This window comes from Paraburkholderia sp. GAS41 (assembly GCF_050436545.1).
In the GTDB taxonomy this organism is placed as follows: domain Bacteria; phylum Pseudomonadota; class Gammaproteobacteria; order Burkholderiales; family Burkholderiaceae; genus Paraburkholderia.
In genome coordinates, this window is record NZ_JBNDMK010000005.1 from 144289 (window position 1) to 161527 (window position 17239).

Here is a 17239-nt window from a genome sequence, read left to right on the forward strand (position 1 = left end):
TTTTTCCTGCGCCGACATCCTGCTCAGAGGCGGCCAGCAATGAACGAGTGCTCCGCCCAATTCAACGTGGCTAGGTTCCATATCGAGCCTCTAAGGAGAATTACATGCTTACGATCAACAGTAATATCAGCTCGCTGGTCGCTCAGGAAAACCTGAACGGTTCGGGCAGCGCACTCTCCCAGGCAATCACCCGTTTGTCGTCGGGCAAGCGCATCAACAGCGCGGCAGACGATGCAGCGGGCCTCGCCATCTCGACGACCCTGCAAACGCAGATCAACGGCCTGAACCAAGGCGTGTCGAACGCGAACGATGGTACGTCGGTCGTGCAAACGGCAAGCAGCGGCTTGGGTCAGATCACGCAAAGCCTGCAAACGATCCGTCAGCTGGCTGTCGAAGCATCGAACGGCACGCTGTCGGGCGCCGACATGCAAGCACTGCAAACGGACGTGGCATCGCAGATTTCGGAAGTGAACCGTATTGCATCGCAAACGACCTACAACGGTATCAACCTGCTGAACGGCACGGCTGGCACGATTAACTTCCAGGTTGGCGCGAACGTCGGCCAAACACTGTCGGTCAACCTGACGGCCAACATGTCCGCAGCGAACGTCGGTGGCGGCAGCCCGGTCGCCGGCACGGTGCTCGGTTCGGTCAATACCTCGGCTCTCGGCACGGCAGTCAGCGACGCTGGCGGCCAGATCACGTCGATCAACGTGGTTGCAGACGGCTCGGGCGGATACACGTTCACCGACCAGAACGGCACAGCGCTCGCATCCACCGCTGCAGCTGTTACGGCATCGTTCAGCATCGGCACCGCGACTGACGCACTCAGCAACCCGTCAGCCGCCCTGTCGCTGGGTGGCGCACTGACGGCCGCCGCGACCGCTGCGGGAGGCGCGTCCGCAACTGTCGCACTCAGCACGCAACTCGGCTCGATCAACGCCGACATGACCCCGCCGCTGGTTTCGAACATCAACATCAGCACGGCAAACGGCGCAAGCGCAGCAATCGAAGCAATCGACAACGCACTGTCGAGCGTCAACACGATTCAGGCTAACCTCGGTGCTATCCAGAACCGCTTCTCGGGCGCAGCGACGACGCAGCAAGCTGAGTCGACCGACCTGGCAAGCGCACAATCGCAGATCACCGACGCGGACTTCGCACAAGAAACCGCTAACCTGAGCAAGGCGCAAGTGCTGCAACAAGCAGGCATCTCGGTTCTGGCACAAGCCAACTCGCTGCCGCAGCAAGTCCTGAAGCTCCTGCAGTAATTCGCTTCAGCGATGCTGGCCGGCGCGTCGACGCTTGATTCGACGACGCGCCGGTAGCTTTTTTACGACGGGAGGCTCGCCTCCCGTAATGCATTTGAACGCGACGCCCACTACCCCGTCGACACGGCAACGCACGGAGCCTCACCATGTCTAGCATCTCTGGCACTACCTCTGGCACGACTTCCAGCAGCGCGTCAAGCAATCCCCTTGCCGCTGCGCTCCTTGCTGAGCAGGAAGCCGCCCAGTCCGTTATCAGCGGCTCGACCGGCAACTCTTCGCTCGATGTGAATTCGCTTGTGTCGGCGCTGGTGAGTGCGAAAACGGCGGGGCAAAGCGCGACGCTCAACTCGCAGTTGAGCAACGATGGCTTGCAGCTCAGCGCTATCGACTCACTGTCCGCCATGCTCGAAGGCGTGCAGGCCGCACTGGCCGCGCTCACCAACGGCTCGTTCCAGTCGTCGTTCGACGCGACCGCCACGGGTACTGGCGTAACGGCCACCGCAGGTACGGGTGCCGTAGCGAACTCCTACACACTAGCCGTGTCCCAGATTGCGCAGGGGCAGAGCCTGAAGTCCGGCGGTTTCTCGACATCCCAGTCGAGCGGCTTGGGCACGGGCACGCTGAATCTCTCGCTCGGCAGCCAGCAGTTCTCGGTTAGCGTCACAGCAGCCAACGATAGCCTGACCGGCATCGCAGCCGCAATTAACTCCGCAACCGGCAATCCGGGCATCAGCGCAACCGTCGTCACCGGCACGGACGGCCAGCACCTTGTGCTGAGCTCGACGCAGACCGGCGCAGCCAACGTGATCGGCGTCTCCGTCACTGGCGTGCAAAACAACAACGGACTGTCCGACCTCGGTGTCTCGTCTACCGTCGGCACGGCCCCTTCGACACCCACCTTCACATCAGGGGTGACGACCTCGTACGGCGCGTCGACCATCACGTCGTCGGCCAACACCTATGCCGACGCCGGCTGGACGCAGACCACCGCCGCAGAGGATGCAGAAGTCTTCATCAACGGCACAGCCGCGACGAGCGCGAGCAACGCAGTGAGCTCCGCGATCACCGGCATCACAGTGAACCTGTCTGGAGCGGCCGCGGGAACCAGCCAGACGCTCAACGTCTCGGCCGACACCACCTCGCAGGAAACCGACATCACGAACTTCGTGACGGCGTACAACACGCTCGTCTCGACGATGAACTCGCTCAGCTCGTTCAGCTCGAGCGCCGCCACGGGCTCGCAGGCCGGTCCGCTGCTTGGTGACTCGACGCTCCAGACGATCCAGAACACGCTCTCGAATCTTATCGGCACCGGGGTGCAGAGCGGCGGCACAACCGTGAGTCTCGCCACTATCGGCATCAAGCTGCAGTCGGACGGCACGCTCTCGGTCAACACGGCCACGCTCGACAGCGCGGTGCAAAACAATCCGACGGCGATTACCGCGCTGTTTACCGCCACCGGCAGCCTTGGGCAGCAGCTGAACAGCAGCATTACTGGGTTCACGCAGACGGGCGGGATCATCGACAACCGCACGGACGCGATAAACGCCAACATCACGAGCGTGAAAGCCCAGCAAGCCACGCTCGCTACCTACGCAGCCCAGCTCACCGCGCAGTACAACTCCGAATTCACCGCGCTGAACTCGCTGATGGCACAAACCAACAGCGACTCGCAATACCTCACGCAGTTGTTCGGCGGCGCAAACAGCGCCGGTGCGCTCGCCTCGGCTAATAACCAGTAACGCGCGACCACACAGCCATCGGACCGCTTACGCTGGAAGGAGAGAAAAGCATGCTGGAACACAACCCACCCGCGCAGGAACAGCAGGCGCTGCTCGAGCGACTTTCGACGCTGACCGACAGCATCAGCCACGCAGCCCAGCTCGCCGACTGGCAGGAAGCGGCGCGGCTGACGCAGGTGCGTTCGCCGTATCTCAGGATGCTGCGTAAGGAGGACGCTGCGGCGGGACTCGACGTGATCCGCCGCATCCAGTCCAGCGATGCCGCGATGCTGGCCCATGCGCGGACAGCGCAGGCCGAGCTGCAAGTGGAATATTCGTCCGCGATGAAGCGGATCAAGGCCACTGCCGAGTATCACCGCGTCGCGGCGTTTTAAGTTGTCGCATGGTGGCTCTCCTGGTGGAGGGCCACCCAACCGAAATACTGCTGCAGTGCTGACACCAGCGCCTACACACTGAAAGCTGGCCCCTTCCGCCGCGCTCCCCTCCAAGCCTCCCTGCCTCAGCCTGAAGTCCGGTGACGTTCTGACGTCAATTCGTTCACCCTCTGTCCCCGTCCATTGTCTCGCCCCTCGAACGTCCAACTGTGACGTAGGCAAGACTCCATCAGAAGCCCTTTTCCCGGCCAACCGTCGGCCAGGCGACACGGAGAAATGCGGGCAAAACGGCGTGCTACTCGCCGGTTTGCTCTGCGCTGCGCCCCAGTAGACTGGTCTGATGGAAAGGACCGTGCGTGCTGGCATGAGACGCGGTTTGCCAGACGCATGCGCATGACTTGCGCCCACGACCTCGGAGCGGTTGCCTCACGGGCGTCTCCGTTCAACCTGGACATCCCTCTTCGCAATGAATACATCCGACGACAATTCCTATCCGATTGAAAGTCCGGTCGAATACGTACCGTATACCGAGGCTACGACGCCGCTGGTAGAAGGCTCGGTCGAGGCCGGCCGCCCCGTTTCGCTGTCGTTGCGGCTCGCCTGGAAAAATCACGAAGCAGGCCAGTTGGCTGCAGCCGAGGCACTCTACAAATCGATCCTCGCAGCCGATCCGGATCACATCGACGCATTGCGTTCGCTGGGGGTCCTCGCTCACAGCAACCGGGACTTCGACGAAGCCATCAAGCTGCTGCGCCGCGTGCTGAGCCTCGACCCGTCAAACGCCCAGGCACACGTGAACCTGGCTGACGTATTCAAGGCGAAAGGTGAGCCCGAACTCGCTGCCGAGAGTTATCGGGAAGCTATCGCTCATAACCCGCAATTCGAATCGGCGTACAACCGGCTCGGCGGGATGCTCCTGAACCGTCACAAATTCGAAGCCGCTGCCGAGGTCTACGAGGATCTGCTTAAATTCAAGCTTGAGAATCCCGACGCCTACCACAACCTGGCGCTGGCGAACGCAGGCCAGGGCGAACTCGATAAGGGCATTGAGCTCTATGAGCGCGCGATCGCGTTGGAACCCGATCACCTTGGCAGCCATATCAATCTTGCCAACGCACTAGTGACGAAAGGTGAGCTGCAAAAAGCGGTGGAAAGCTGCCACCGAGCCATCTCGATCAACGACGAATTCCATCCTGCCTACATCACCCTGGGCAATGCTCAATTGGCGCTCGGTAACACCGACGAGGCAATCGAAGCCTACCGCCACTCGATCAAACTGCAGCCGCGCGTCATGCTCGGCTATAGCAATCTGGCTAGCGCGCTTTCCACGGTCGGACGATTCGACGAGGCGATCGAGTTCCTTACGCGCGCCATCGAGCTCGCGCCGACGCACTTCAGTACCTACGATGTCCTGCTGTTTCTGCAGCACTACAACGAGCATTGCACGCCCCAGCAAAATATGGCGTTCGCACGCCGTTATGGCGATGCGGTCATGGCCGGTGTCACGCCCTTCCTGCACGGTGTCACGGACCCGGCTTGCGCGCTGCGCCGGCCACTGCGAATCGGCTTCGTATCGGGCGACCTGAAGGCACATCCGGTCGGGTATTTTCTCGAGAACGTTCTGGCAAATCTGGACCCGAAGCGGGTTGAACTGGTCGCCTATTCGCTGACTCATTCGGAAGACGCCATTACCGAACGGATCAAGCCATATTTCTCGGACTGGAAGAGCCTGCTCGACCTGACGCCGAAGCAAAGCGCGCAGATCATTCACGACGACCACATCGACATCCTGCTCGACATGTCGGGCCATACGGCCAAAAGCGGCCTGCCACTATTCGCCTGGAAGCCGGCGCCCATCCAGGCCAACTGGATCGGCTACTTCGCGACGACCGGCGTCCCCACCATGGACTACATCATGGGCGACATTCATACGTTGCCCGTAGGCGAAGAAGATCACTTCGGCGAGAAACCGTGGCGACTTCCAGACGGATACCTGTGCTTCAAACCGCCTGCGGAAGATGTCTCGCCGTCGATGCCACCCATGATGGCGGGTAAGCCGGCCACGTTCGGCTGTTTCAACAAGCTCTCCAAGATGACCGACACGGTGGTCGCGCTGTGGGCCCGGATCCTGAAAGCGGTGCCCGATTCCCGCCTGATGCTGAAGAACCACGAACTCTCCATGGAGGCGAACCGCCAGCGCACCTTGCGGCGCTTTGCCGTCCATGGAATCGGCGAAGATCAAATACTCCTCGAAGGCCCGACCGCCCGTGTCGACTACTTCGAGAAGTACAACCAGATCGACGTCGCCCTCGACCCGTTCCCCTACAACGGCGGCACCACCACGGTCGAAGCACTCTGGATGGGTGTGCCGGTTATCGCAAAGCACGGCGATCGCTTCGTCGCACACATGAGCGAAGGTATCCTGCATCACCTCGGCCATCCGGAATGGATCGCAGCGGACGAGGACGACTACGTGGCGAAAGCCGTATCCCTCGTGAACGACCCCGTCCGCCTCGCCGAGGTTCGCCTGGCGCTCCGCGAGGAGCTACTGGCGTCGCCGCTTTGCGATGCGCCGCGCTTCGCGAAGAAGCTCGAAGATGAATTCGCAAAAATGTGGCAACTGCATTGCGAACAGGCACTGTCCGACCCGTCCAGCAAAATCGATGCGAAGCTCGAAGCTGCAATCGAATTGCAACGTGCGGAACGATTCGACGAGTCCGAGCATCTCTATCGCGAGATCCTGCAGGTTCAGCCGAACCACCCCGGCGCCAATCAGAACCTCGGTGTCCTCGCCATCCAGAAGGGAAAACTGGAAGCAAGCCTGCCGTATTTCAAGACCTCGCTGGAGGCATCGCCGAAGCAGGAGGAGTTATGGGCGATCTACATCGAGGCGCTCGTGGCCGCCGGCAAGCATGAGGCTGCCCGGGAGGCGCTCCAGTTGGGTCGGCACTATGGCGTGCCGCTTCACGGCATCACGATCCCCGCCGCCGTCACGCACGACCCGGAAAGCCAGCAGCGCGAAGTGCTCGCAGCCGAGTTCGAGGCCACACTCGTCGCCTTGCGCAACGGCGGGTCCATCGAAACCGAGCGGGCCCTCGCCGAGCAGATGACGCAGGTCCTGCCCGAGCGCGGCTTCGGTTGGAAGGCGCTGGCGGACACCTTCATTCGACAAGGCCGCTTCACCGATGCCTGGCAACCGCTGAGCACGGCCGCCGAATTGCTGCCTGACGATCGGGACATCCGGCGCGCACTCGGACAGGTAGTCGCGCTGCAGCAGACGAAGCATCTTGCGCAGAGCGTTCTCAAGCAGGGCGACTTCGCGGCCGTGAAGGAGCTCGTCATGCAACTGCACGCTGCCGGTTGGGTTGATGCGGAGGTCGATGCGCTCGCGCTTGCATGCTGCGTTGGCGTCGACGTCGCAGAAGCGCAGTAACGCGTCAAAGCGAAAACCGGGCGATGCCCGCGTGAGTCCTGTCAAGGGACTCACGCGGCATCGCCCGGCTGAAGAAGCTGGCGCGCGGCTGCGCCTCTCGGCGCAACCCGGCCGCACGGCCTTACAGCCGCGCTGTTCGACATTACAGGTAACGCACGCTCGGCATCGCGGTGACAAAGCGAACGTCAGGACCCAATACGGCCCGTTGCTGCTCGACGACCTCGTCGGCGATATTCCACGGCAGGATCAACACGATGTCCGGTTGCACGCGCGTCAACTCGGAAGGCGCGACGATCGGAATGTGGCTGCCCGGCATGAACTTGCCCTGCTTGGAAGGCGCCGCGTCGCACACATAGGGCAGCAGGTCGGGCCGCACGCCCGCGTAGTTGAGCAGCGTGTTGCCTTTCGCCGCGGCACCATACGCCCCAACCTTCACACCCGCCGCCTCGCATTCGAGCAGGAAGCGCAGCAGGCCGTTCTTCGCATCGTCGACGCGACGCTGAAAGTCGCGGTACGTCTCGAGGCGCGTGATGCCGCGTTCGCGCTCCAGCGCGCGGATACGCTCGACGGAGTCATGATCCGCGCGCGCATCCTCGATATGGCAGGCGAACACGCGCAGGCTTCCGCCGTGCGTCTTCAACTGCTCGACACGCCAGACCCGCAGCTCCGCGGCGCGGAAAATATGCTCGACCGCCGCAAGCGAGAAATACGAAAAATGCTCGTGATAGACGGTATCGAACTGCACTTCGTCGATCAGGTTCACCAGATGGGGAAACTCAAGCGTGATCGTGCCACCGGGTTTGAGTGCCGCCTTCAATCCTCCCGCAAAATCGTTCACGTCGGGCACGTGTGCGAACACGTTGTTCCCAACGATCAGATCGGCGCGTTTGCCCGCTTCGGCGAGCGAGCGCCCGAGCGCCGTGCCGAAGAATTCGCGCATGACCGGAATGCCCAGTTCCTCGGCGCGGGCTGCCGTGCTCGCGGTCGGCTCGATGCCGAGACACGGGATGCGCGCATCCACAAAATTGCGCAGCAGATACCCGTCGTTGGATGCCACCTCGATGACGAACGAGTCACGGCCAAGCGACAGCTCTTCGATGATCGACGCCGCGTATTGCCGCGCATGCGCAAGCCAGCTTTCCGAAACCGACGAGAAGTACGCGTAGTCGGCGTCGAACAACGCCTCGCGCGACGTGTAGTCCTCCGTCTGCACGAGCCAACAGGCGTCGCAGACGAACAGCATGAGCGGATAGTGCCGCTCCGGCCGCGTGAGATCGTCGCGGGTCAGATAAGCGTTCGAAGGCGGTGCAAATCCGAGATCCAGAAACGGAAACGTGAGCGGATGACCGCAGTGACGGCAGTTCAAGACTTCACTCCTCGCATTCATTTGACAGCAGACGCGCTCGCCTGGATGTCCGAGATGCCGATTTTCAATTCATAACGCGCGATCTGGTCGAGCGTGATGTCTCTCACGCTCGCGCCGCGTTGCCGCGCACGGTGCCATTCGGCGATCCAGACGAGCGCCTCGTCGAGCTTGAGCGCCGAGTCCCAGCCGAGATCGTTGCGCGCCTTGCTGGCGTCGAGCATCAACAGTCCGGCCTCGTGCGGCGCGCCGGCCTCCGGCTGCACGACGAAAGCCGCGCCGGCGCCGAGCGCCGACGTGAGCGCCGCCGCGATATCGACGACCGGGCGCATGTCACCGGCGCGCGGGCCGAAGTTCCACGCGCCAGAATATCGTGCGGGTTGGGCATGAAGACGTTCAGCGAGCGCCAGATAGCCGGCGAGCGGCTCCAGCACGTGTTGCCACGGGCGTACCGAATGAGGGCGGCGCACGACTGCGGCAGCGCCGCGATCGAAGGCGCGCAGCAGATCGGGCACCAGCCTGTCGACCGCCCAGTCTCCACCGCCGATGACGTTGCCCGCACGCGCGCTCGCAATCCCCACCGTGTTCGACGAATCGCCGGCCCGCGTGAAAAACGACTGCCGGTAGGCCATCGTCACGAGTTCGGAACACGCCTTGCTGTTGCTATAGGGATCGTGACCACCGAGCGTGTCGGCTTCGACGTAGGCCCGACCCGTTTCAAGATTTTCGTAGCACTTGTCGCTCGTCACGTTGATGACCGCGCGCACCCCCGCAACCTGACGGGCGGCATCGAGCACATGCACCGTTCCCATGACGTTCGTAGCGAAGGTTTCGACAGGGTCCGTGTACGACTGCCGCACCAGCGACTGCGCCGCAAGATGAAAGACGATCTCCGGTTCAGCGCGCTTCATGGCGTCGCGTACCGCCGCAGCATTGCGTACATCGCCGGTGACGTGCGCGATGCTTCGCGCCAATCCGGCTTCTTCGAATAGCGACGGCTGGGTGGGTGCTTCCAGGGCGAAGCCCGTCACTTGCGCGCCTAGCCGTTCGAGCCAGAGGCACAACCAGCTTCCCTTGAAACCCGTGTGGCCGGTCACGAAGACGCGGCGCCCGGACCAGAAACCGGACGTCGTCATCACCAGATCTTCCAGGGCGCTTCGCCGCTCGCCCACAGGGCGTCGAGCTGGTGCTTGTCGCGTAGCGTATCCATCGGCTGCCAGAAGCCAGTGTGGCGATAGGTCTGCAGTTCGCCTTCGGAGGCCAACCGTTGCATCGGTTCGGCTTCCCATGGCATCGAGTCTTCGTGGATGTAATCGAGGACTCGCGGCGACGCCACGAAGTAGCCACCGTTGATCCACGATGCGCTGTCCTGCGGCTTTTCCGCGAAGCCCACCACCGAGCGGTCGTCATGCGCGAACTGCAGCACGCCATACCGGCCCGGCGGCTGTACACCAGTAACGGTCGCGAGGCGGCCATGCGCCTTGTGAAAGCGGAGCGACTCAGCGACGTTGACGTCGCCGACACCATCGCCATACGTAAAGCAGAAGGCCTCCTCGTCACGCAGCAGATGCGCTGCGCGCTTCAGGCGGCCACCCGTCATCGAATGCTCGCCGGTGTCGAGCAGCGTGACCCGCCACGGCTCGGCGTAGCGCTCGTGGACTTCCATCGTGTTCTTCGCGAGGTCGAACGTGACGTTGGACGAGTGCAGGAAATAATTGGCGAAATATTCCTTGATCACGTAGCCCTTGTAGCCGCAGCAAACGATGAAGTCCGTCAGTCCATGCGCGGCGTAGATCTTCATGATGTGCCACAGAATCGGGCGCTCGCCGACGGTCACCATCGGCTTCGGACGCAAGTGAGTCTCTTCGGACAGCCGCGAGCCGAGCCCGCCAGCGAGAATGACGACTTTCATTTCGGTGTGCTTCGTACAGTAGGAGGACCGATTCAGTCTGTCCCGGGTCGACGCCCGAGACATCAGGTGTGCTAGCGAACGCGCTTCAGATAACCTTCAGGGGCCACGGAAATCAGCAGTTTGTGATCGATATGCCAATCGATCTCGAACTCCGGATGTCGCCCGACGAAATCTCTGACCGCCGTTTTTGGATTGTTGCCGACGTCCCACGGGCGATCGGAGTAGCTGCCGCTCGGCAAGTCCTCAATCACCGTATCGAACGCGACGCAGTAGCTTCCTGGCGTGACGAGCGGCGCGTAGGCTTCCAGCTCAGCCAAAACGTGGTCGTGCGTGTGATTCGAATCGAGGCAGACCAACACAGTTTGCTTGCCTTCGGCACATTTGCGCACTTGCTCGACGATCTCCGGATCGATCGACGAACCCTGAATCATGTCGATACGGTTGGCCAACGGATGGGCCTCGATCGCCTCACGATTGTGCGCGCGAATGTCTATATCAACGCCGACTACCCTGCGGCGCGGCTTTGACGGATCCAGCAATTCCTTACCCTCGACGGCATCGCAATAGTCGAGCAACGCGAGCAGCGACGCACTGAGAATAAGCGAACCGCCATGCGCAATCCCCATTTCAATGATCAGATCCGGCCGAACTTGCCAGATCAGCTCTTGCATGGCGACCATATCCTGCGGATATTGGATAATCGGACGCCCGAGCCAGTGGAAGTTATACGAATACTGTCGTTCGATACTGCTGCGAAGAAACGCAAGGCCAGCTTCGCGCAGACCCGGGCTGCGACCGTTGGCCGCGACGCGCTGGATCAGTTCCTGCTCAAAGTCACTCATGATCGATTTCAATATAGTTGAAGGATGGGCCTGCGTGCGTCCGGATTTCGTCGAGGTAATTCGAGTTCATAACGTAGATCGATGCGCCGGCGCGTAGCCGAGGCAACACCTCCTCGGGCGGCTCGACCCTCAGACCAGTGGCCGGTAGAAACTTGCCTTGCTTGGCGGGGTTGATGTCTATGACATTACAGACCGGTAAGCCAGCCCGTACACATTGCAACGCGAAAATAACGCCCTTGGACGCACCGCCCCAGATCGCCACATGCTCCATCCCGGTGGCAAAATGCGTCCCTCTCAGTCCCATCTTCTCCGGAAAGTGCACGCGCTCGCTCTCGTCATAGTGCGGCGGTCTGAGGCTCGCAAGATCCGCGACCACGTAGATATATTGACCGCCGAACAGATGGCCGCTGTCGTGCACAACGCCGAACATGCGCCGGAAGTCCACTTGCCGGAAATAATTCACGTGCTCGTAGAATATGTCGAACCATGCCTGGCGCCTGCAAATCCAGTCGAAGCACGGGACTTCGATATAAATCGTGCCCTGCCCGCCATTGGCAATGCGGATCTGGTCGAGGAAGCCAACGGGATCGACGATGTGTTCCAGCACGTGCCGCAGAATGAGACCTTGGCCGGTGACGTTCGCATCTGCGGAGAAATACCGCTTCTCGATCGCAGGATTCGAACCTTCATAGGCCGGGTCGAAGCCCGTCACTTCGAAGCCACGTTGCGCCAGCATTTCCAGGAAGTAGCCTTTGCCACACGCAACCTCGACGATCGCCCGCTTGCCCAACTGACGCTCGACGATATCGGCGACCTGCTCCAGATGAGTACGAAACTGCGAGCTCACCGCCTGCTCGTTCTGGTAATGCTCGTCGTAGACGACAAGTTCCGGGCGGAACGCGGCGTTGTAAACAAGACCGCTCTCTCGATCTTCTACCAGATGCACGTCACCAAGCGGACATGCACGCGCTTCTTCAACGCTCCCGTACATGCGGTTCTGAAAAACAGGAAGCCGCTCAGCCCGATAAAGTTCGCGAATACTGTTCATTGGATCTCCAGCAAACGCTCCAGTTTGTCCCGGGCACCCCAGAACGCCATCGGTTCGTAGTCCGGATAAGGGTAATGGCCCAGCTCAAGCGCAATTTCCGATTCGTGCTCGCGGACCCACTGCTCGACCATGCTGCGAACCGAGCGCGGCGTCCCTGAGCAGACGTTGACGATACCGGCGTCCACGCGCCTGAGCGCCAGCGACACGAGCGTCTGCGCCACTTCGACAACGTCGAGGTAATCGCGCAACTGTTCGCCGCCAGACATCCTGAACCGGGCATCGCCCCGTTGAATCGCCTGCTTGAGCTGCGGATAGATAGAGCCGCTCGCTTGCCCTTCGCCGTACATGAAAAAAAGACGCGCCCAGGTCATGGCGAATGACCTTTCACGATCCCGTTGCAGGCATTCGAGCTGGCGTCGCAGAGTGTCTTTCGCCAGGCCGTACGATGTCACGGGTACGGTTGGATCGGTCTCAACGAGAGCGCCTGAGCGCAGCCCGTATTCGAGGCACGTGCCTGCAACCAGCAGGGACTTCAGGCCCGCCTCGGTCAATTGCTTGAGAAACGTGTAATGGGCGGGAAGCTCCGCCTCGAAATGCGTTAGCGCCCGATAATTCGGCAAGCCGCCCCATGCGAGATGTATCAGCACATCCGGCTGGCCGAGCAACCTAAAGCCCTCGGCAGGCACCGACGCGACGTCCAGTGTCACCCACGTTACGTTCGCGTATCGTGGCCTATCCTCAACAGGCCGACGTGTCGCCGCAACGATATTCAGATCGCGCTTCGCCAGTTCGTCGAGCACGTGCCGGCCGACAAAACCTGTGGCGCCGGTGATTGCAACTGTCGTCATCAATGGTCGCTGGCGAGAATGCCGCAAGAAAAATACCTTGCCTGCAGTCTAGCGTCCGGCCCTAACGCGCATTTCGAGGAACAGCGCCCGAAACACGCGCCAATTCATCGTCCATGATGCGTTGCCCGGCGGCCCTTATGCGTGACCCGCGCGGGCAGGCTTACGGTCCGCGTGATGCGGGCTCATCTTGCGGCCAGATCCATAGCCGCGTGTACTGTCGGCAGACCGCGGTCGCGCTCCGAAACGAGCACGACCTCGCGAGGCCAAGCGATGGCGACTTGTGGATCGTCGAACGCAATACCTCGTTCGGCGTCCGGCTTATAAAACGCAGTGTGCAAATAAAGCAGGCTGCTGTCTGCCTCAAGACTCTGGAAGCCATGCGCGCACCCCTCAGGGATGAACACCGCCCGCGAATTGTCCGCCGACAACTCCACCGCATGCCATTGCAGGAACGTCGGAGAGTCCCGACGAAGATCCACGATCACATCCCAGACATGCCCTTTGAGGCAGCGCACCCATTTCGCGTCAGCGTCAGCGCCCTCCTGAAAATGCAGTCCGCGGACTGTCCCCGCCATTGTCGTGTGCGACCAGTTAATCTGGACAATCTCTCGCCCCCCATTGGCCTCGGCGAAGTCGTTCGCGCAAAACAGCCTCATGAAACTGCCGCGGGCGTCTCCCTTTGGTTCGCTGCGCGCGACATACGCGTCCGCTATCGGTAACGCGCTCAAGAGATCTTCTGTCATACGCTTTGCCCAGAACACAGCGTAACTCCCAGCATGTCAAACTCCCGGGACATATGCCGCGTGCTCGTCGTTCGTCAACAGGTTCAGGTGCCCGACAAAGCGCTGATACCAGTCGGCCAGGGGATAGGTGGAAGTCATGTGCTTCAACAACAGAAAACTGCCCAGCCGCTCGGCACAAAACGCCCAATTACGCGCCTGGTACCCAAGCCGTACGCCCGGGTAACGGGCGACACATGCCCGCACCACCAGTTCGATCTTCGAAATCGCCTCGACCCAGAAAGCCGTGGGATAGACCCCCACCTCAATGCCTCCCGGCATGAACACCTGTAGGTTGAAAAATGCCATGACTTCGGTTCTCGCCAGTACGCCAAGCTCAATCGCTTCGGACGTAAAGCGGAGGAAGTCCTCCGAAACGTGCGCCCTCGTGTACTGGTTGTAATACCCATCATGCAATGAGGCTGCAGCCCCGATCAGGAAGTCGCGATCCCCCGGCGCCATGAAGTCCATGAGCGCGGCATCGTCGAGCGTTTCACGGTTCACCACATCCATCGCGCAATAGTTCGGCGCGGGCACCCCGCTGATCCGCGTGTTCGAAACGAACTTCCGATACTGACACATGCCGACTCGCCGGACCTGGAGGCGATTTTCGACAATATAGTTTTTGAGCGCGAAGCATCCCGCCAGCGAGCCCAGTTGCGGATGATATGGCTCCCATTCAGCCGCGAGATCACGCAGGTTTGCCTTCCCCGGACCCTGAACTTCGCCGAGATTGACCATGTTCACATACGACGGATACCTGAACGGCGGCGGCACATGCGTAAAGCAGACGTACAGCATATCCGGCGAGGCAACTAGCTGCGTTGAAAGAAACCCTTCTTTCGCACGAGTGAGACGGCTCCCTTCACAGGCTTGCAGGACCGCCCCCCGCAGCTCATGGAAACTGTTCAGATAAGTCTTGTCTTCGGTCTGCAGATAGCCGGCCTTAAGATCGTCCAGGAACGACAGTTGTTGCTCATACGGTTGGTAAACCGAGCCCGGCTCCGGCGTTGCCGAGGCATTGAACGCGCAAACCTTGATATCCGGACACAAGGACAACACCAACGCAGCAATACGGTCGATCAGAAGCCCTCTGATGTCGACCGGCAAGTCGCAGACTGCCGTCGAATCGACACATCGGCGAAAAGCCGAGTCGCTTCGCTCAAAGAGCTCAAAGAGCTTTTCCGTCAGCGCAAACCATGTCTGCCAGAATGAGGGCTTCGCCACAATGTAGTTGCCCAAGACAAACGAGCGCGAATCCATTACCAGCGTCCTGAGATCGATCCCGAACGGGATTTCCCTCAGATACGCCTCGGCAGCCTCGATGAAGCCAGGATGGATCCGGTTGCCTTGTTCGAACACGTTCAGATAGCACGACGTGTTGGCAATGAACGGGGCAAACGTGTAAACCTCGTGGCCTGGGTTGTCGTGAATGAAGGTGTGAACCGCTTCCGCGTTCAGCGAGGTCTTGCTCTCGAAGTCCGCCGAAACGAAGCCGTAGTATTCGTTTTCGTCGACGGAATGGCTTAGGAAGAAGCTTCGGATTGCCCAGTATTCGTGCCAATCGGGCTTCGGGCTCGCGGTATTGTCGAGCGCCTCGAACCCCGCATTCATCTGTTCACGAGTGCGTTCATCGTGGAAGATCTGAAAAATATTTACTTTCATCCCAATCCCAACTGAATAGACAGGGTCTTTCAGACCGCCAATGGATTTTGATCGATTGACATGAAGATCCATTTTTCGTCCCGATACATCGATTAGCGGTGGTCGGCGTTACGATGCCGCGATGCAAACGGCGAGCCTCCGCCGATTGTCAGATCCGTGGCCTATGGTCGAACGAACACTTGATCGATCGCACACGCGCGACGCGATACCACGCGCACACGACGGCCCGGCCCGGATTCTCCGAGAGTATGTCTGACGGCAACGTTTGCCAACCCGATGAATTGACGCCAGTTTTGGGCCCAATTTGCTCGATGACGCCCGTTAGCACGGTGCCATCTGTGGGTTGCACGCCTGCCGCACGCCCCCCCACACACCAACGAGGCTTTTATGAAAATGCATGCTGCCGCGCGAGTGAAGCAGACCGCGCTTAGCGAACCTTCGCCCTACACGACGCGCCCCACCCGAAACGGGGCGTGACCGGCCCGGAACCATCCCACGCCCAGCCGATGCCTACGCACTTAAGAGAATCGCCGGCCCGATCAAATATGCACCGCATGCCCCAACGCCCGCAACGCCGCTTCCTGAACCGCTTCACCCAAGGTCGGATGCGCGTGAATGGTCGCGCCGATATCCTCCAGACGCGCCCCCATCTCCAGCGACTGCGAGAACGCCGCGGCCAGTTCCGACACGCCGCGGCCCACCGCCTGCCACCCGACGATCAGATGGTTATCGCGACGCGCCACGACGCGAACGAAGCCGTCTGTTGCCTCGAGCGTCATCGCGCGGCCGTTCGCGGCGAACGGGAATGACGCGCTCACGCAGTCGACGTCCGCAGCTAGTGCCTCGGCCGGCGACATCCCAGCCGTCACGATCTCGGGATCGGTGAAGCACACAGCGGGAATCGCCGCCGGCACGAAGCGGCGCGTCTTGCCCGCAATCAGTTCCGCGACCACCTCTCCTTGCGCCATCGCCCGATGGGCCAGCATGGGTTCGCCCGCCAGATCGCCGATGGCCCACACGCCACGCATCGACGTGCGGCATTGATCGTCGATACGCAATGCGGCGCCGTTACGGTCGAGTTGAAGCTGCTCGAGCCCCCACCCTTGCGTGCGAGGACGGCGACCGACCGCCACCAGCACCTGATCGGCCGGCAAAGCGTGCTCCTTGCCGTCGCGTTCCTGCACGCGCACGGCGTTGCCGTCCGCGCTGAGACCCAGCACCTTGTGCCCGAGCAGCACCGACACGCCCTTGCGCACCAGCGCATCCGCGACCGGTTTGACGAGTTCGGCGTCGTAAGCGGGCAGCACGCGGTCCAGCGCCTCGACGACCGTGACCTCGACACCGAGCTTGCGATACACCGTGCCCAGTTCCAGGCCGATATAGCCCGCGCCGACCACCACGAGCCGCTTCGGCAACGTCTTCGGCGACAAAGCTTCTGTCGACGACACCACCTTGCCGCCGAAAGGCATCGACGGTAACGCGGTGGGTTCGGAACCGGCCGCCAGCAGCAAGTGCTCGCAGTGGAGGCGCACACGTTGAGCTTCGCCTGCGCCCTGACCCTGGCCGCTCAGCGTCACTTCCACCGTCTTGCCGTCGATCACCCGGGCCTCGCCCTGCACGACCTTGACGCCGTGTTTCTTGAGCAACGCGCCCACGCCGCGCGTCAATTTCTGCACGATGCCGTCTTTCCACGCCACCGTGCGTTCGATATCGATCTCCGGCGCCCGCACCCGAATGCCGAGCGGCGATGCTTCGGCGTACTGCACGGTTTTGTCGAATTCCTCCGCGACGTGAATCAAGGCCTTGGACGGGATGCAGCCGATATTCAGGCACGTTCCGCCCAGTTGCTCGCGCTCGATCAGCACGGTCGGAATGCCGAGTTGTCCCGCGCGAATCGCCGCGACATAACCGCCCGGCCCGCCGCCGATCACCAGCAGACTTGTCTGTTCGATCTGGCTCATG

13 protein-coding genes are annotated in these 17239 nt (G+C 61.3%); 4 read left to right on the forward strand and 9 right to left on the reverse strand.

The features are described from left to right. The first annotated feature begins 104 nt into the window (after positions 1 to 104). The 4 genes from P3T43_RS10125 (at position 105) to P3T43_RS10140 (ending at position 6820) form a co-directional block, all read left to right on the forward strand. Positions 105 to 1271 (forward strand): flagellin, encoded by a 1167-nt coding sequence (locus P3T43_RS10125; protein WP_429280907.1) that lies wholly within the window; start codon positions 105 to 107, stop codon positions 1269 to 1271. 146 nt (positions 1272 to 1417) lie between these two features. Then, on the forward strand, positions 1418 to 3013 hold the full coding sequence (gene fliD / locus P3T43_RS10130; protein ID WP_429280908.1) for a flagellar filament capping protein FliD: 1596 nt from the start codon (positions 1418 to 1420) through the stop codon (positions 3011 to 3013). A 50-nt stretch (positions 3014 to 3063) separates the two neighbouring features. After that, on the forward strand, positions 3064 to 3387 hold the full coding sequence (locus tag P3T43_RS10135; RefSeq protein WP_429280909.1) for a flagellar protein FliT: 324 nt from the start codon (positions 3064 to 3066) through the stop codon (positions 3385 to 3387). Positions 3388 to 3853: 466 nt separating this feature from the next. After that, positions 3854 to 6820: a tetratricopeptide repeat protein gene (locus tag P3T43_RS10140; RefSeq protein ID WP_429280910.1), complete on the forward strand. Its 2967-nt coding sequence runs from the start codon at positions 3854 to 3856 to the stop codon at positions 6818 to 6820. Positions 6821 to 6962: 142 nt separating this feature from the next. Here P3T43_RS10140 and P3T43_RS10145 read toward each other — a convergent pair whose 3' ends face one another. The 9 genes from P3T43_RS10145 to lpdA form a co-directional block, all read right to left on the reverse strand. Next, entirely contained in the window at positions 6963 to 8186 is a 1224-nt protein-coding gene (locus P3T43_RS10145) for a methyltransferase domain-containing protein (protein WP_429280911.1), read from the reverse strand. 17 nt (positions 8187 to 8203) lie between these two features. Continuing rightward, positions 8204 to 9319 carry a CDP-glucose 4,6-dehydratase gene (rfbG, locus tag P3T43_RS10150; RefSeq protein WP_429280912.1) on the reverse strand — a complete coding sequence of 372 codons (1116 nt, stop codon included), beginning with the start codon at positions 9317 to 9319 and terminating at the stop codon, positions 8204 to 8206. Next, positions 9319 to 10095 (reverse strand): glucose-1-phosphate cytidylyltransferase, encoded by a 777-nt coding sequence (rfbF, locus tag P3T43_RS10155; RefSeq protein ID WP_429280913.1) that lies wholly within the window; start codon positions 10093 to 10095, stop codon positions 9319 to 9321. Before rfbF ends, rfbG begins: the two co-directional genes overlap by 1 nt. 71 nt (positions 10096 to 10166) lie before the next feature. Then, a complete protein-coding gene (locus P3T43_RS10160; RefSeq protein WP_429280914.1) occupies positions 10167 to 10937 on the reverse strand; it encodes a cephalosporin hydroxylase family protein in 771 nt (256 codons plus the stop codon). Then, a complete protein-coding gene (locus tag P3T43_RS10165) occupies positions 10930 to 11985 on the reverse strand; it encodes a methyltransferase domain-containing protein (protein WP_429280915.1) in 1056 nt (351 codons plus the stop codon). The genes P3T43_RS10160 and P3T43_RS10165 overlap by 8 nt, the downstream gene beginning before the upstream one ends. Beyond that, positions 11982 to 12833 carry an NAD-dependent epimerase/dehydratase family protein gene (locus tag P3T43_RS10170; RefSeq protein ID WP_429280916.1) on the reverse strand — a complete coding sequence of 284 codons (852 nt, stop codon included), beginning with the start codon at positions 12831 to 12833 and terminating at the stop codon, positions 11982 to 11984. Before P3T43_RS10170 ends, P3T43_RS10165 begins: the two co-directional genes overlap by 4 nt. 182 nt (positions 12834 to 13015) lie before the next feature. Then, complete coding sequence (gene rfbC, locus P3T43_RS10175) at positions 13016 to 13576, reverse strand: dTDP-4-dehydrorhamnose 3,5-epimerase (RefSeq protein WP_429280917.1); 561 nt, start codon at positions 13574 to 13576, stop codon at positions 13016 to 13018. 36 nt (positions 13577 to 13612) lie between these two features. Then, the gene (locus tag P3T43_RS10180) at positions 13613 to 15349 is read right to left on the reverse strand and encodes a hypothetical protein (protein WP_429280918.1); all 1737 of its coding nucleotides are present in this window, start codon (positions 15347 to 15349) and stop codon (positions 13613 to 13615) included. Positions 15350 to 15816: 467 nt separating this feature from the next. Next, positions 15817 to 17238 (reverse strand): dihydrolipoyl dehydrogenase, encoded by a 1422-nt coding sequence (lpdA, locus tag P3T43_RS10185; protein ID WP_429280919.1) that lies wholly within the window; start codon positions 17236 to 17238, stop codon positions 15817 to 15819. Position 17239: the final 1 nt, after the last annotated feature.

Excerpts from the sequence above, each read along its gene's own strand:
- P3T43_RS10125 (WP_429280907.1), top strand. The coding sequence starts at position 105 with ATGCTTACGATCAACAGTAATATCAGCTCGCTGGTCGCTCAGGAAAAC.
- fliD (WP_429280908.1), top strand. The coding sequence starts at position 1,418 with ATGTCTAGCATCTCTGGCACTACCTCTGGCACGACTTCCAGCAGCGCG.
- P3T43_RS10135 (WP_429280909.1), top strand. The coding sequence starts at position 3,064 with ATGCTGGAACACAACCCACCCGCGCAGGAACAGCAGGCGCTGCTCGAG.
- P3T43_RS10140 (WP_429280910.1), top strand. The coding sequence starts at position 3,854 with ATGAATACATCCGACGACAATTCCTATCCGATTGAAAGTCCGGTCGAA.
- rfbG (WP_429280912.1), bottom strand. The coding sequence starts at position 9,319 with ATGACGACGTCCGGTTTCTGGTCCGGGCGCCGCGTCTTCGTGACCGGC.
- rfbF (WP_429280913.1), bottom strand. The coding sequence starts at position 10,095 with ATGAAAGTCGTCATTCTCGCTGGCGGGCTCGGCTCGCGGCTGTCCGAA.
- P3T43_RS10160 (WP_429280914.1), bottom strand. The coding sequence starts at position 10,937 with ATGAGTGACTTTGAGCAGGAACTGATCCAGCGCGTCGCGGCCAACGGT.
- P3T43_RS10165 (WP_429280915.1), bottom strand. The coding sequence starts at position 11,985 with ATGAACAGTATTCGCGAACTTTATCGGGCTGAGCGGCTTCCTGTTTTT.
- P3T43_RS10170 (WP_429280916.1), bottom strand. The coding sequence starts at position 12,833 with ATGACGACAGTTGCAATCACCGGCGCCACAGGTTTTGTCGGCCGGCAC.
- rfbC (WP_429280917.1), bottom strand. The coding sequence starts at position 13,576 with ATGACAGAAGATCTCTTGAGCGCGTTACCGATAGCGGACGCGTATGTC.
- P3T43_RS10180 (WP_429280918.1), bottom strand. The coding sequence starts at position 15,349 with ATGGATCTTCATGTCAATCGATCAAAATCCATTGGCGGTCTGAAAGAC.
- lpdA (WP_429280919.1), bottom strand. The coding sequence starts at position 17,238 with ATGAGCCAGATCGAACAGACAAGTCTGCTGGTGATCGGCGGCGGGCCG.